This is a genomic window from Peptococcus simiae (assembly GCF_046569735.1).
Taxonomy (GTDB): Bacteria; Bacillota; Peptococcia; order Peptococcales; family Peptococcaceae; genus Peptococcus; species Peptococcus simiae_A.
In genome coordinates this window covers 77,978-90,792 of the sequence record NZ_JBKICG010000001.1, presented here as the reverse complement: position 1 = coordinate 90,792, position 12,815 = coordinate 77,978, and the positions used below count along the sequence as shown (strand labels likewise).

Below are 12,815 nucleotides of genomic sequence, written 5' to 3'. Positions count from 1 at the left end.
ATATGCCGGATGTGAAAAAGGAACGCAAAGAAGTGAATAAAATAAACGATGCGATTTCCAAACTTTTGGCGCTCGGTCAAAAAAAAGGTGAACTCACTTATGAGGAAATCGGGGATTCTTTAGAAAAAATGGAGCTGTCTGCAGAAGAAATGGACAAGCTCTTTGACCAGTTGAATCAATTTGGGGTGGATTTGAGAAACGGGGATATCGTTGAAGATGAAGACGAGGAACCAGATGACGCCACCCTGGAAGATGAGGAAAAGGAATCCAAAGAAGTTGAAATCGACCTGAGTGTCCCTGATGATGTGGGCATCGATGACCCAGTCCGGATGTATTTAAAGGAAATTGGCCGGGTCCCCTTGTTGCGGGCAGAAGAAGAAGTCGACTTGGCCAAACGGATGCAGGCCGGCGATGAATCAGCTAAAAATGAACTGGCAGAAGCCAACTTGAGACTGGTTGTCAGCATTGCCAAACGGTATGTCGGCCGGGGCATGCTCTTCTTAGACCTCATTCAGGAAGGGAACCTGGGCTTATTAAAGGCTGTTGAAAAATTCGACTACACCAAGGGCTTTAAGTTCAGTACCTATGCCACCTGGTGGATTCGTCAGGCCATCACCCGGGCCATTGCCGACCAGGCCCGGACCATTCGGATCCCCGTTCACATGGTCGAAACCATCAATAAGCTGGTCCGGGTATCCCGCCAGCTCCTCCAGGAATTAGGCACAGACCCGACCCCGGAGCAGATTGGTAAAATCATGGAATTGACCCCGGAACGGGTCCGGGAAATCCAAAAAGTTGCCCAGGAACCGGTATCGTTAGAAACGCCTATCGGCGAAGAAGAAGATAGCCACTTAGGCGACTTTATTGAGGATGAAGAGGCCCAGGCGCCAGACGAGGCAGCCAGCTATATCCTCTTGAAGGAACAGTTGGAAGAAGTCCTCGAAACCTTAACGCCGCGTGAGGAAAAGGTACTTCGCCTACGCTTTGGCCTGAATGACGGCCGGTCCAGAACCCTGGAAGAAGTCGGCCAGGAATTTGGCGTTACCCGGGAACGGATTAGGCAGATTGAAGCGAAAGCCCTGCGTAAATTACGCCACCCCAGCCGGAGTCGGAAGCTAAAAGACTACCTTGACTAGTCCTTTACTTATTGTTATAATTTCTATTGCATTTACGGGGCAACCCGTAACTCGGGCCTATAGCTCAGCGGCAGAGCATCCGGCTCATAACCGGGCGGTCCCTGGTTCGATGCCAGGTGGGCCCATGATAGGGGTGTTTCAGTTTACTGAAACACCCATTTTTTATAGGAGGAAGTTATGTACCTAGCGGATTCTGAAGCAACACGGCAGGCCGGCCAAGCCCTGGCCGCTGTCTTAAGAGCTGGTGACCTGATCCTGCTGCAAGGGGACCTGGGCGCCGGAAAAACGACCTGGACCCAGGGGCTGGCCGAGGGCCTGGGCGTCCTTGAACCGGTGACCAGCCCTACCTTTGTGATTATTTCAGAGTATGATAGTGGCCGCTTGCCCTTGTATCATATTGATGCCTACCGACTGGAGACCCCCATGGAGGCAGAGCTTTTAGGTATTCCAGAGCTTATTGAGGGGGAGGGGGTTACGGTCATTGAATGGCCGGAGCGGCTAGAGGGTTACCTACCTCAGGATGCCCTGGTGATTTCCTTAACCTATGAAGGTGAGGCCCGGACCCTTTCAGCCGTTGACCGGGGCCATTCAGATATCCTTAAGCGGGGAGGTCAGTCATGTATATCTTAGCCTTAGATACGTCATCTATTACAGGGTCTGTGGCCATTTGGGCCGATGGCCAGGTCAAGGCTGAGATTTCTTTAAATACAGGCTTGACCCATTCAGAGCAGGTCATGCCCATGGTTGACCGGGCCCTGGGCCTAACGGGCATAGACATAGGGGTCATCAATGCCATCGCGGTGACCTCCGGCCCGGGCTCTTTTACCGGCTTGCGGATTGGTTTAGCCACCGCCAAGGCCCTGGCCCAGGGCTTGGATGTGCCCATCGCAACAAAAACCAGTCTAGAAGTCCTGGCCAGCGGCCAATTGCCCCATGTAGGCTACATTTGCCCTATTTTGAATGCCCGGCGCAAAGAGGTCTACACAGCCATCTACCAGGCTGAGGGAGACCGGATGACCCGGGTTGCTGGACCCCAGGCCATTTCCCTGGTTGCCCTTTTAGAGGAAATCGGAGAGGTCCAGGTGCTCTTCTGTGGCGACGGCCTAGACGCCTATGGCGAGATCATTCAGGCAGCCATGGGCAACCAGGCCCTCTTTGCCAGTGGCCTCAACCGCTATGTCCGGGCCGGTGCCCTGGCAGACCTCCTGGCCCCTGTTTTTATAGCCGGCCAGGGCCAGAATTACCTGGATATAGAGCCCTTCTATCTCAGGCAGTCTGAAGCGGTTTTAAACTGGGAGAAGAGCCACCCGGGTGAGAGCCTCTATGATTGAAATCAGACCCTGCACTTTTGCCGACCTGCCGGCCTTGGTCCAGGTGGAGCAAGAGAGCCTTGCCCATCCTTGGACCAAGGAAAGTTTACATACCGCCCTATCGGCCCGGGAAAGCCAGCTGGCTTTTCTGGCGGAAGAGGAGGGGCAAGTCATCGCTTACGCCCTCTTCCAATACCTTCTCGATGAGGGGGAATTGTGGCGGCTGGCCGTCTTACCGGCCCAACAGAACAAGGGCTTGGGCCGGTGTTTGCTGGAGACCGGCCTGGATGCCCTTCAAACCAGGGGTGTCCACCGGATCTTTTTAGAAGTGGCAGCGGATAACGGACCAGCCATTCACTTATATGAAAAACTCTGCTTTGAACGCATTGCGGTCCGGCCCAACTACTATGGGCAGAGGGATGGCTACATATATAGATGGGAGGGGTAGCATGTCTTTGACAATCCTGGCCATAGAGTCCTCTTGTGATGATACCGGTGTTGCCATTGTCCGTGATGGCAAGGACCTCTTAGCTAATGTCGTTAGTTCACAAATTCAAATCCACCAGAAATTCGGTGGCGTGGTCCCGGAAGTGGCCTCCCGGGAGCACCTGACTTACATTAACAGGCTTATTGACAAGGCTTTAGAAGAAGCGGCCCTGGCTTACCAGGACATCAATCTAGTGGCGGTGACCTATGGCCCCGGCCTGGTCGGGGCCTTATTGGTTGGGGTTTCTACAGCTAAGGCCCTGGCTTATGCAATAAAGAAACCGCTTTTGGGTATACATCATATAGAGGGGCATATATATGCCAACTTTCTCGCCCATCCGGATATTCGCCTGCCGGCCTTGTGTCTGGTTGTCAGTGGTGGGCACACCAATATCATTAAAATCAACCGCCATGGCGAATACCTAAGCCTGGGCCAGACCCGGGATGACGCTGCCGGTGAGGCCTTTGATAAAGTGGCCCGGGCCTTGGGCCTGCCCTATCCGGGAGGGCCTGAAATTGACCGTCTCTTTAAGGTCGGCAACCCTGAAGCCATTGCCTTTCCAATCGCTAAGCTGGACAACCCTTATGACTTTAGCTTCAGCGGCTTGAAAAGTGCTGTTTTAAACTACTTAAACCAGGAAAAAATGAAAAATCGACCCATAGAGGTCCCGGACGTCGCAGCCTCCTTTCAGATGGCTGTGGTCAAGGCCTTATGTGAAAAAACCTTTCTAGCCCTGGGAAATGAACAAATGACCACCCTTTTACTGGCCGGTGGAGTGGCTGCCAATAGTCAGCTGCGTGAAAGTTTGGCTAAGGGGTGCGCCGAGCGGGGCATTCAATTTTATTGCCCACCCCTGGCCTATTGTACAGACAATGCGGCCATGATTGGCGCAGCCGCCTACTACAAGGCCCAGGCCGGTCAAGTCAGTGACCTGACCCTCAACGCCCACGCCCAATTGCCCTTTTCAACCCTATAGGGTTATAAAAAAGCTTGACAACTGATATCTCATATATATACTAGGGTTAGTATTGAATTGGCATTCTCTAGGGAGGTGTCCACATTGAAATTTAAACGTTTAAGCGATGATAAGTTGCAAATCATCATTAGCCAGGACGACTTAAACCTGCACGCTTTGAAAAAATGGGAGTTGGCACCCTACAACCCGCAAGCCCAGGAGCTTTTTCAAGAAATTTTGGAAAAGGCCAACCGTGATTGCGGCTTTGAAGTACACAGAGATAGCCAGCTCATGGTTGAAGCCTATCCTATTTCAAGCGAAAGTATGATTATGACCATTACAAAGGTTTCTGAAGGTAGCCTTCCCTTTGACTCTGATCAAGCCAGTGAATCATCCGATGATGCGCTGAAAGAAAATCTTGCCCAGTACATGGACGCAATTGAGGATGACCTTGTGACAATCTATGAATTTGATAGCTTGGAGTATGTCATTGAGACAGCCCATGCCTTAGACGGCTTTTACCAAGCAGAAAGCCAAGTGTACAAGGGCCGCAATGGCCAGTATTACTTGCTCTTTGGTGATATGGGGGCCTTGGATGGCAGAGTCCTCGGACACTTACTGGAATACGGTAACCGAACCCGCTATTCCCGCGCCTATTTAAGTGAACACGCACATTTAATAATTGCTGACAAGGCGATTGAAAAATTAGCATCTGTGTAATTGATGCTGCACCCCTCCTTGAGCGTGGTGCAGCTTTTTTGTATAAAAGGAGACTGAATGACTGAACGTGAATGGGCCATACTTGACCGCTTAAAAGAGGAATACGGAGATATCGGTTCCGGCTTGCGTTTCAATAACCCCTTTGAATTGCTCATTGCCACCATCCTATCCGCCCAATCAACGGATGTGCGGGTGAATATGGTGACCGAGGACTTGTTTAAAAAGTATCCTACAGCGGCGGCCTTCTTATCTTTAAATGAAGAATCCTTGAGCCGGGAAATCGCCAGTATCGGCTTATACCGGTCCAAGAGTAAAAATATACTCAAAACCTGCCAAACCCTCGTCGCAGAATATGGGGGAGAGGTCCCCGATGACCGGAGCCGGCTCGAGGCCTTGGCGGGGGTCGGGCGGAAAACAGCCAATGTTGTCCTATGCAATGCTTTCCACAAACCGGCCTTTGCAGTGGACACCCACGTCTTCCGGGTGACCAACCGGCTGGGATTTGCCAACCACAGGACCGTTCTTGGTGTAGAGAAGCAAGTCACTGAACGTATACCTGAAGACCTCTGGTGTGATGCCCACCACTGGTTCATCTGGCATGGAAGGGGCCCCTGTAAGGCCCGGCAACCGAAGTGTAAGGCCTGTTTTCTAGCTGACTTATGCGAATGGTCAGATAAGCATAAATATCAATAAAAAGTTAAAATTTGATTATTTAGAAAAGTTTTCGCTTTTATACTATACAATTTTTCATTCAAGTGCTACAATTTTCACAGATAGATAAGGAGGGAAGGCTGTGCAGGATGCAAGCGTTTGGACAGTTGTCCACCAGGCAATCGGTGAGCATAGGAGCGACTTGTTACTTAATATGCGCGATTCTTGGTCCGCCGAAACGGTTTGGAAGGCCCCCTTATCATTCTTCAAAGAAAATTACCCAGATGTGCCCATGGCTGTTTGGGAAAAATATGAAACACTTCGGCAAAAGGCGGACTTAGCCTTGCGGGAGCAATGGCTCCATGACCGCAAGGTTCAATTGGTTTTCCGCGGGGATGCCGATTATCCGATGGTGCTGGAGGGTTTATATGACCCGCCGGCTCTTTTGTATTCTCGGGGCACCTTTGCGCCGGACAAGCTCCACCTGGCCATTGTTGGCAGCCGCAAGGCTACCTATTATGGTAAAGATGTGGCCCAGCAATTGGGGGCGGAGCTGTCCAGCGAGAATTGTGTGGTGGTCAGCGGCTTAGCCCGGGGCATTGATGCCCGGGCCCATGAAGGGGCCCTGGAGGGTGGCGGGGGTACGATTGGTGTCCTGGGCACCGGCATAGACCGGGTCTATCCCCGGGAAAATAAGGACCTTTATGAAAGAATCCTGCACCATCCCCATGGGCTTATTCTAACGTCCTTCCCCCTGGGCGCAGAACCAAAGGGCCACCACTTTCCCCGTCGGAATAGGATTATCGCCGGCTTATCTGCCGGCCTGGTGGTTGTTGAAGCGGCCAGCAAAAGCGGCGCCTTAATTACTGCCAACCTGGCCTTAGATAATGGGCGAGATGTTTTCGCTGTACCGGGAATGATCACTAGTCCCCAGTCTCAAGGCTGTTTACGGCTTATCAAGGATGGCGCAAAAATGGTTTGCGACGTCAATGATATTTTGGAAGAATACGGTCAGCAGATGCTTTTTGAAGCGGAAACAGAGGTGTCCGCCCAGGCGGATGATCCGCAAACCCGGTTAATCATGGACCAGCTGAGCGCTGTGCCTGTATCTCTAGACTATTTACTTCAAGAGCTGGACATGCCCATTGAAGACTTGTCGGCCCAATTGAGTTTACTTTCTATTCAGGGCAAGGTTGAGGAGTTGCCCGGCCGACAGTTTAGAAAAAGATAAGTAGGAGTAGGTATTTACATGGCAAAAAGAGCTAAAAATTTAGTCATCGTAGAGTCGCCGGCAAAGGCTAAGACTATTGAAAAATTTCTTGGTCGCAGCCATTACCAGGTCGTCGCCTCTATGGGACATGTGCGAGATTTACCAAAAAGTCAACTTGGCGTAGACCTTGAAAATGACTTTACGCCTAAATATATAACCATCCGGGGTAAGGGCCCCATTATTGCTGATTTAAAGAAGGCCGCCAAAAAGGCCAATAAAATCTACCTGGCCAGTGACCCTGACCGGGAAGGGGAGGCCATTGCCTGGCATTTATCCAAGCAATTGGGCCTTGATGAAGATGACAAGTGCCGGATTACTTTTAATGAAATCACCAAAGACGCCGTCAAAAACGCCGTCCAGGAGCCTCGGACCATTGACATGGACCTGGTCGATGCCCAGCAGGCCCGCCGGGTGGTTGACCGAATTGTAGGCTACAAGCTGTCTCCGCTTTTATGGCGGAAGGTTAAAAAGGGCTTTTCCGCCGGCCGGGTCCAATCTGTTGCCCTGCGGCTCATTTGCGAGCGGGAAGAAGAAATCAAGAACTTTGAACCGGTAGAGTACTGGTCCTTGACCTCGACTTTTACCAATAGCCGGCAGGATACCTTTACCGCTAAGCTTGCAAAAATCGACAATAAAAAAGCGGAAATTCCCAACAAGGAAACCATGCAGGCCATCCTGGATGACCTTGAGGACGCTTCTTACCAGGTAGGCAAGGTCAAGAAGACCATGCGGAAGAAAAATCCTCCGCGTCCCTTTACCACCAGTGCCCTCCAGCAGGAAGCCTCCCGCCGCTTGAACTATACTGCCCGTAAGACCATGCGGATTGCCCAAGGCCTTTATGAAGGGGTTGCCCTTGAAGGCAGTGGCCCCGTCGGGCTGATTACCTATATGCGGACCGACTCTGTTCGGATCTCGGCGGCGGCCCAGGCTGAAGCCCAGGACCTAATCACTGCGGACTATGGTAAAAAGTACCTGGGCGGCCCGCCCAAGAGAACCAAGGCCGCTGGAGGCAATGTGCAAGATGCCCACGAAGCCATCCGACCCACGTCAGCTATGCGCCGTCCCCAGGATGTCAAACCCTACCTATCCAATGAACAATATAAGCTCTACAGCCTTATTTGGACCCGGTTTATTGCCAGCCAAATGGCAGCCGCTGATATCCAGCAAACGTCGGCGGCGGTTCTTGCCAAGCAGTATACCTTTAGCGCAACCGGTAGTGTCATTATTTTTGACGGTTATATGAAGGTTGAGCAGGAATTTAATAAAGACAAGAAGGAAGAGGGCTTCCTGCCGGAATTGAATGATGATGAAGGGGTCCAGCTGAAAAGGCATGACCCCAAGCAACACTTCACCCAGCCTCCGGCCCGTTATAATGAAGCCTCCCTCATAAAAACCATGGAGGAACTGGGCATCGGCCGGCCTTCCACCTATGTGGCCATCATTGAAACCATTACCGGCCGGAACTATGTGGTCAGAGAAAATAAGCAGTTTTACCCGACAGAGGCCGGTGAACTGGTCAATGACCTCCTGGTCACCCACTTTGGTGATACCATTAATGTTGACTTTACGGCCGAGCTTGAGTCTGAATTGGACGATGTCGAAAGTGGCGACCGCTATTGGAAGGACGTCATCCGGTCCTTTTGGCAGGCCTTTGAGCCCCACTTGGAAAAGGCGGAAGAAAACATTGGCGATGTCAAGATCGAAGATGAAGTGACTGATATCCTCTGTGAGAAGTGTGGCAAGCCCTTTGTCATCAAAATGGGTCGGTTTGGGAAATTCCTAGCCTGTTCCGGCTTCCCGGATTGCAGAAATACCCGGCCCCTTTTAGAAAAAATCGGGGTGACCTGTCCCAAGTGCCATGAAGGGGATGTGGTCAAACGTCGGAGTAAGAAAGGCCGGGTCTTCTACGGTTGCAGCCGGTATCCGGATTGTGACTTTGTCAGCTGGGACAAGCCGACCGGCGAGACCTGCCCGGCATGTAAAGAGGGCTACCTGGTCGAAAAAAACACCAAGCGGAGCCAGCGGATTGTCTGCAGTAACAAGGACTGTAGCTATAAGGTAGAGAAAGAGGCCGATCATGAATAAGGTAACCATTATAGGTGGTGGCCTGGCCGGGAGTGAAGCCGCTTGGCAATTGGTCAAGCGAGGGATTCCGGTGGATTTATATGAAATGAGACCGGAGGCAATGACGCCGGCCCATGCCAGCAGCGACCTTGCTGAATTGGTTTGTTCCAATTCCCTGCGGGCCAAGGACCTCACCAATGCAGCGGGCCTACTCAAGGAAGAACTCCGGCAGGCCGACGCCCTGGTTATGCAGATGGCCGACCGGCATGCTATAGGCGCAGGCGGGGCCCTCGCCGTTGACCGGGAAGGCTTTCAAAAGGGGGTTACCCAGGCCCTGACCGACCATCCCCTGGTCAACTTGATTCGGGAAGAAGTTAAAACAATCCCTAGAGAAGGGGTTAGGATTGTAGCCAGTGGGCCGCTGACCTCAGAGGCCCTGTCGGTAGATATCCAAAAAATCACCGGGAGCGACCAGCTCTACTTTTACGATGCGGCCGCTCCTATCATCAGCAAAGAGTCTATTCATATGGAAGATGCCTTTTGGCAGTCCAGGTATGACAAGGGCCCGGCTGAAGATTACCTGAATTGCCCCTTGGACGAAGACCAATATGCCGCCTTTTATGAGGCCGTTCTGGCCGCTCCCTGGGCCCCAACCTGGGATTTTGAAGATGAGGTCTTCTTCGAAGGCTGTATGCCCATTGAAACCATGGCCGGTCGCGGCCGAGACACCCTGCGCTTTGGTCCCATGAAGCCAGTTGGCCTGGTTGACCCCAAAACCGGGGAGCCCCCCTATGCGGTGGTCCAACTGCGGCACGACGATGCCCATGGCCAATTGATGAACATCGTCGGCTTTCAGACCCGGATGCGCTGGGGGGCCCAGGGAGACATCCTCCGGATGATTCCCGCCCTAAGGGATGCGGAAATTGTCCGCTACGGGGTCATGCACCGGAACACCTATATTAAATCACCGGGCATCCTCCTGGAGACCGGCCAGCTGAAGGCAGACCACCAGCTCTTCTTTGCCGGACAAATGACCGGGGTAGAGGGCTATGTCGAATCAACAGCCGGCGGGCTCGTGGCCGGAGTCAATGCCTACCGGCTTCTGCAGGGGCTAGATCCGCTGACCTTCCCCGAGACCACGACCCTTGGGGCCCTGATGGGCTATATCAGCCATTCTCTGACCCCCAACTTCCAGCCGATGAATGTGAACTTTGGCCTGCTGCCCCCCTTAGAGAAGAAAGTGCGGAATAAAAAAGACCGCAACAGCCAGTATGCTGACCGGGCCCTGGCGGACCTCGCTTCCTTTTTGAAGGAGAATGATCTTGATCAATGATCAGTTAACCCTTTTCCTAGATTATCTCGCCTATAACAGGCGGTTATCCCCCAATACCTGTGCAGCCTACGCCCGGGATTTAAACCAGTACAAGGCCTGGCTGGAGCGGGAAAACCTTTCTTTCACGGAAGTAAGGGCCAATGATGCCCGGCTATACGTCTATGAGCTGGGCGACCGCCAGTATGCCAAGACCACCGTTGCCCGGAAGCTGTCGGCTATCCGGGCCTGGTATGATTACCTGGCCCGGACCGGGGTCATTAGTGAAAACCCCTGGCAGGACATGACCGCCCCCAAGGCCAGCAAGCACCTGCCTGTAACCATCACAGAAACGGACATGGCCACATTTTTAGACCAAATCCGACAGGATGCCAGCCCCTTGGGCCTAAGGGATGCCGCTATCTTTGAATGTCTATATGGGTCGGGCCTGCGGGTTTCGGAACTGGTAGCCCTTAATCTTGGCGATATCCAAAAGGCTGCAGCTTTTCCTGTTCTGAAAGTTACCGGTAAGGGGCGGAAGGAAAGGATGGTTCCTATTGGGCGCCAGTCCATGGCGGCCTTCACCGCCTATATCGACAAGGGCCGACCGGCCTTGGTGAAGGATACAGAGGAAGAGGCCTTGTTTTTGAATTTTTTGGGTAAAAGATTAACAAGGCGGGGGGTCAACTACCTCCTGGATGAATACATAAAAAAAGGGGCCCTCAAGTTTCGGGTATCAGCCCATGCCTTCCGGCATAGTTTTGCCACCCATCTTTTGGACCATGGTGGTGACTTGCGGATGATCCAAGACTTGCTGGGCCATGAAAGCCTATCGACCACCCAAATTTATACGAAAGTATCTGCGCAACGATTACGCGATGTTTATTTACAAGCACACCCCAGGGCACATGAGAAATGAGATGATCAAATGAGTCAATTCCATGCAACGACAATTGTTGCGGTCAAAACGCCTGAAGGCGTTTCGCTCGCCGGCGATGGACAAGTCACCATGGGTGAAACAACAATTATGAAAGGAACGGCACGCAAGGTTCGTAGACTTTATCATAATCAAGTGCTTGCCGGCTTTGCCGGTTCGGTGGCAGATGCCTTCACCCTCTTCGATAAGTTTGAACAACACCTGGAAGCCTCCGGTGGCCACCTGGTTCGGGCAGCCATCGCCCTGGCCAAGGAATGGCGGACAGACCGGATGAGCCGGCAGCTGGAAGCCCTACTTATTTTAGCTGATCGGGACAATCTATTGATTGTCAGTGGCGGCGGTGAAGTGATTGTGCCGGAAGATGGCATTTGTGCCATCGGCAGTGGCGGCAACTATGCCCTGGCCGCTGCCAAGGCCCTAAAAGCAAACACCGACCTCCCTGCAGAGGAAATTGCCCGAAAAGCCATAGAAATTGCAGCAGACATCTGCGTGTATACCAACCATAATATTATTGTCGAGACACTTAAAGGAGGGGCTGCTGATGAAGAGTGACCTACAGGTGCCCAACTTGTTGCCTAAAGAGATGGTGGCTTACCTGGACCGGCATATCATCGGCCAAGGGGAGGCCAAGAAAAGTGTCGCCATCGCCATCCGTAACCGCTACCGGCGGAGCCGGCTGCCGGAAGACTGGCAGGAGGAGGTTGCCCCCTCGAATATCATTATGATGGGGCCCACCGGGGTTGGGAAGACAGAAATCGTCAGGCGGATATCAAAGATCCTCGGCACCCCCTTTGTGAAAGTGGAAGCCACTAAGTTTACCGAAGTCGGCTATGTCGGCCGGGATGTGGAATCCATGATCCGGGACCTGGCTGAAGCAGCGGTCCGGACCGTCCGTGAGCAACAATTTGAAGAAGTCAAAGACGAAGCCCAACGCCTGGCCAATGACAGGTTACTCGACATCCTAGTCCCCAAGAAAACCCTGCGTCAACGGGCATCAGACGCCGGTAACCCCCTGGAGTTGATCTTTGGGGGCACAGCCGATAAAGATAATCCACTCCTGACCGATAGTGTTGATGAAGTCAATGAACGTAACGACAAACGCACTATTTTCCGCGAGAAACTCAAGCGGATGGAACTGGAAGATGAAGTGGTTGAAATAGAAGTCGAAGAAAAACCGATGACCAATGACCTTATGGCACAGTCCGGTATGGACCAGGTTATGGATAATATGAATGACCTGATGAAAAAAGTCATGCCGGATAAGAAGAAAAAACGTCGGATGACCATTGCCGAAGCCCGGAAGATTTTAACCGAGCAGGAGGCAGACAAGCTCCTGGATGATGACGCCGTAGCCGAAGAAGCCATCAAGTTGGCGGAAAACCACGGCATTGTTTTTATCGACGAATTGGATAAGATTGCCAATGCCCATGGGGGCAGCGGCCCGGATATTTCCCGTGAAGGGGTACAACGGGATATCTTACCCATTGTTGAAGGGTCGGTGGTTAAGACCAAGTATGGAAACTTGCGGACAGACCATGTGCTTTTTATAGCGGCAGGGGCCTTCCATGTGGCTAAGCCGGATGACCTGATCCCAGAGCTTCTGGGGCGGTTCCCGGTCAAGGTCCGGCTGTCCAGCTTAAGCGAAGAGGACTTTGTCCAAATTCTGACCAACACAGACTATTCTTTAATTGACCAATATCGTAAGATTCTCGCAACAGAAGACTGTGTCGCAGAATTTACCGAAGACGGCATTGCTGAGCTGGCCCATATCGCCTACCTGATGAATGCGTCAGAACAAGACCTGGGCGCAAGACGCCTGGTAACCGTTATGGAAGATATGCTGACCGAGGCCTTATACCAGGCCGGCGAAGCAGCCTGTACCCTCCGGATTGACCAGGCCTATGTGCGGACACATGTGGCCTACGCCGGGGAAGAGCACGATTATAGTAAGTATTTAATTTAACTGTGAATAGGAT

Annotated in this window: 13 protein-coding genes and 1 tRNA gene; all 14 read left to right on the top strand. The window is 52.3% G+C overall.

Annotated elements, in window-relative coordinates:
- Positions 1-2 precede the first annotated feature (2 nt).
- The 14 genes from rpoD to hslU all read left to right on the top strand — a co-directional run bounded on the left by rpoD (position 3) and on the right by hslU (position 12,802).
- The gene (rpoD, locus tag ACLGL1_RS00450; RefSeq protein ID WP_411006832.1) at positions 3-1,136 is read left to right on the top strand and encodes an RNA polymerase sigma factor RpoD; all 1,134 of its coding nucleotides are present in this window, start codon (positions 3-5) and stop codon (positions 1,134-1,136) included.
- Between the two features lie 53 nt (positions 1,137-1,189).
- Positions 1,190-1,261 (top strand) — tRNA-Ile (locus ACLGL1_RS00445).
- Positions 1,262-1,313: 52 nt separating this feature from the next.
- Complete coding sequence (gene tsaE / locus ACLGL1_RS00440) at positions 1,314-1,766, top strand: tRNA (adenosine(37)-N6)-threonylcarbamoyltransferase complex ATPase subunit type 1 TsaE (RefSeq protein ID WP_411006831.1); 453 nt, start codon at positions 1,314-1,316, stop codon at positions 1,764-1,766.
- Positions 1,754-2,467: a tRNA (adenosine(37)-N6)-threonylcarbamoyltransferase complex dimerization subunit type 1 TsaB gene (gene tsaB / locus ACLGL1_RS00435; protein ID WP_411006830.1), complete on the top strand. Its 714-nt coding sequence runs from the start codon at positions 1,754-1,756 to the stop codon at positions 2,465-2,467. Before tsaE ends, tsaB begins: the two co-directional genes overlap by 13 nt.
- Positions 2,460-2,894, top strand: a complete 435-nt coding sequence (rimI, locus tag ACLGL1_RS00430) for a ribosomal protein S18-alanine N-acetyltransferase (protein WP_411006829.1) — start codon at positions 2,460-2,462, stop codon at positions 2,892-2,894. Before tsaB ends, rimI begins: the two co-directional genes overlap by 8 nt.
- A gap of 1 nt (position 2,895) precedes the next feature.
- Positions 2,896-3,909, top strand: a complete 1,014-nt coding sequence (gene tsaD, locus ACLGL1_RS00425) for a tRNA (adenosine(37)-N6)-threonylcarbamoyltransferase complex transferase subunit TsaD (RefSeq protein WP_411006828.1) — start codon at positions 2,896-2,898, stop codon at positions 3,907-3,909.
- Positions 3,910-3,993: 84 nt separating this feature from the next.
- A complete protein-coding gene (locus tag ACLGL1_RS00420; protein ID WP_411006827.1) occupies positions 3,994-4,608 on the top strand; it encodes an adaptor protein MecA in 615 nt (204 codons plus the stop codon).
- Positions 4,609-4,665: 57 nt separating this feature from the next.
- A complete protein-coding gene (gene nth / locus ACLGL1_RS00415) occupies positions 4,666-5,301 on the top strand; it encodes an endonuclease III (protein WP_411006826.1) in 636 nt (211 codons plus the stop codon).
- Positions 5,302-5,401: 100 nt separating this feature from the next.
- Positions 5,402-6,490: a DNA-processing protein DprA gene (gene dprA / locus ACLGL1_RS00410; protein ID WP_411006825.1), complete on the top strand. Its 1,089-nt coding sequence runs from the start codon at positions 5,402-5,404 to the stop codon at positions 6,488-6,490.
- 18 nt (positions 6,491-6,508) lie between these two features.
- Positions 6,509-8,614 carry a type I DNA topoisomerase gene (topA, locus tag ACLGL1_RS00405; RefSeq protein ID WP_411006824.1) on the top strand — a complete coding sequence of 702 codons (2,106 nt, stop codon included), beginning with the start codon at positions 6,509-6,511 and terminating at the stop codon, positions 8,612-8,614.
- Positions 8,607-9,926, top strand: coding sequence for an FADH(2)-oxidizing methylenetetrahydrofolate--tRNA-(uracil(54)-C(5))-methyltransferase TrmFO (gene trmFO, locus ACLGL1_RS00400; protein ID WP_411006823.1), 1,320 nt, complete (start codon positions 8,607-8,609; stop codon positions 9,924-9,926). The genes topA and trmFO overlap by 8 nt, the downstream gene beginning before the upstream one ends.
- Positions 9,916-10,821 carry a tyrosine recombinase XerC gene (xerC, locus tag ACLGL1_RS00395; protein ID WP_411006822.1) on the top strand — a complete coding sequence of 302 codons (906 nt, stop codon included), beginning with the start codon at positions 9,916-9,918 and terminating at the stop codon, positions 10,819-10,821. The genes trmFO and xerC overlap by 11 nt, the downstream gene beginning before the upstream one ends.
- 9 nt (positions 10,822-10,830) lie before the next feature.
- The gene (gene hslV, locus ACLGL1_RS00390) at positions 10,831-11,391 is read left to right on the top strand and encodes an ATP-dependent protease subunit HslV (RefSeq protein ID WP_411006821.1); all 561 of its coding nucleotides are present in this window, start codon (positions 10,831-10,833) and stop codon (positions 11,389-11,391) included.
- Positions 11,381-12,802 (top strand): ATP-dependent protease ATPase subunit HslU, encoded by a 1,422-nt coding sequence (hslU, locus tag ACLGL1_RS00385; RefSeq protein ID WP_411006820.1) that lies wholly within the window; start codon positions 11,381-11,383, stop codon positions 12,800-12,802. The genes hslV and hslU overlap by 11 nt, the downstream gene beginning before the upstream one ends.
- The last annotated feature ends 13 nt before the right edge of the window (positions 12,803-12,815 follow it).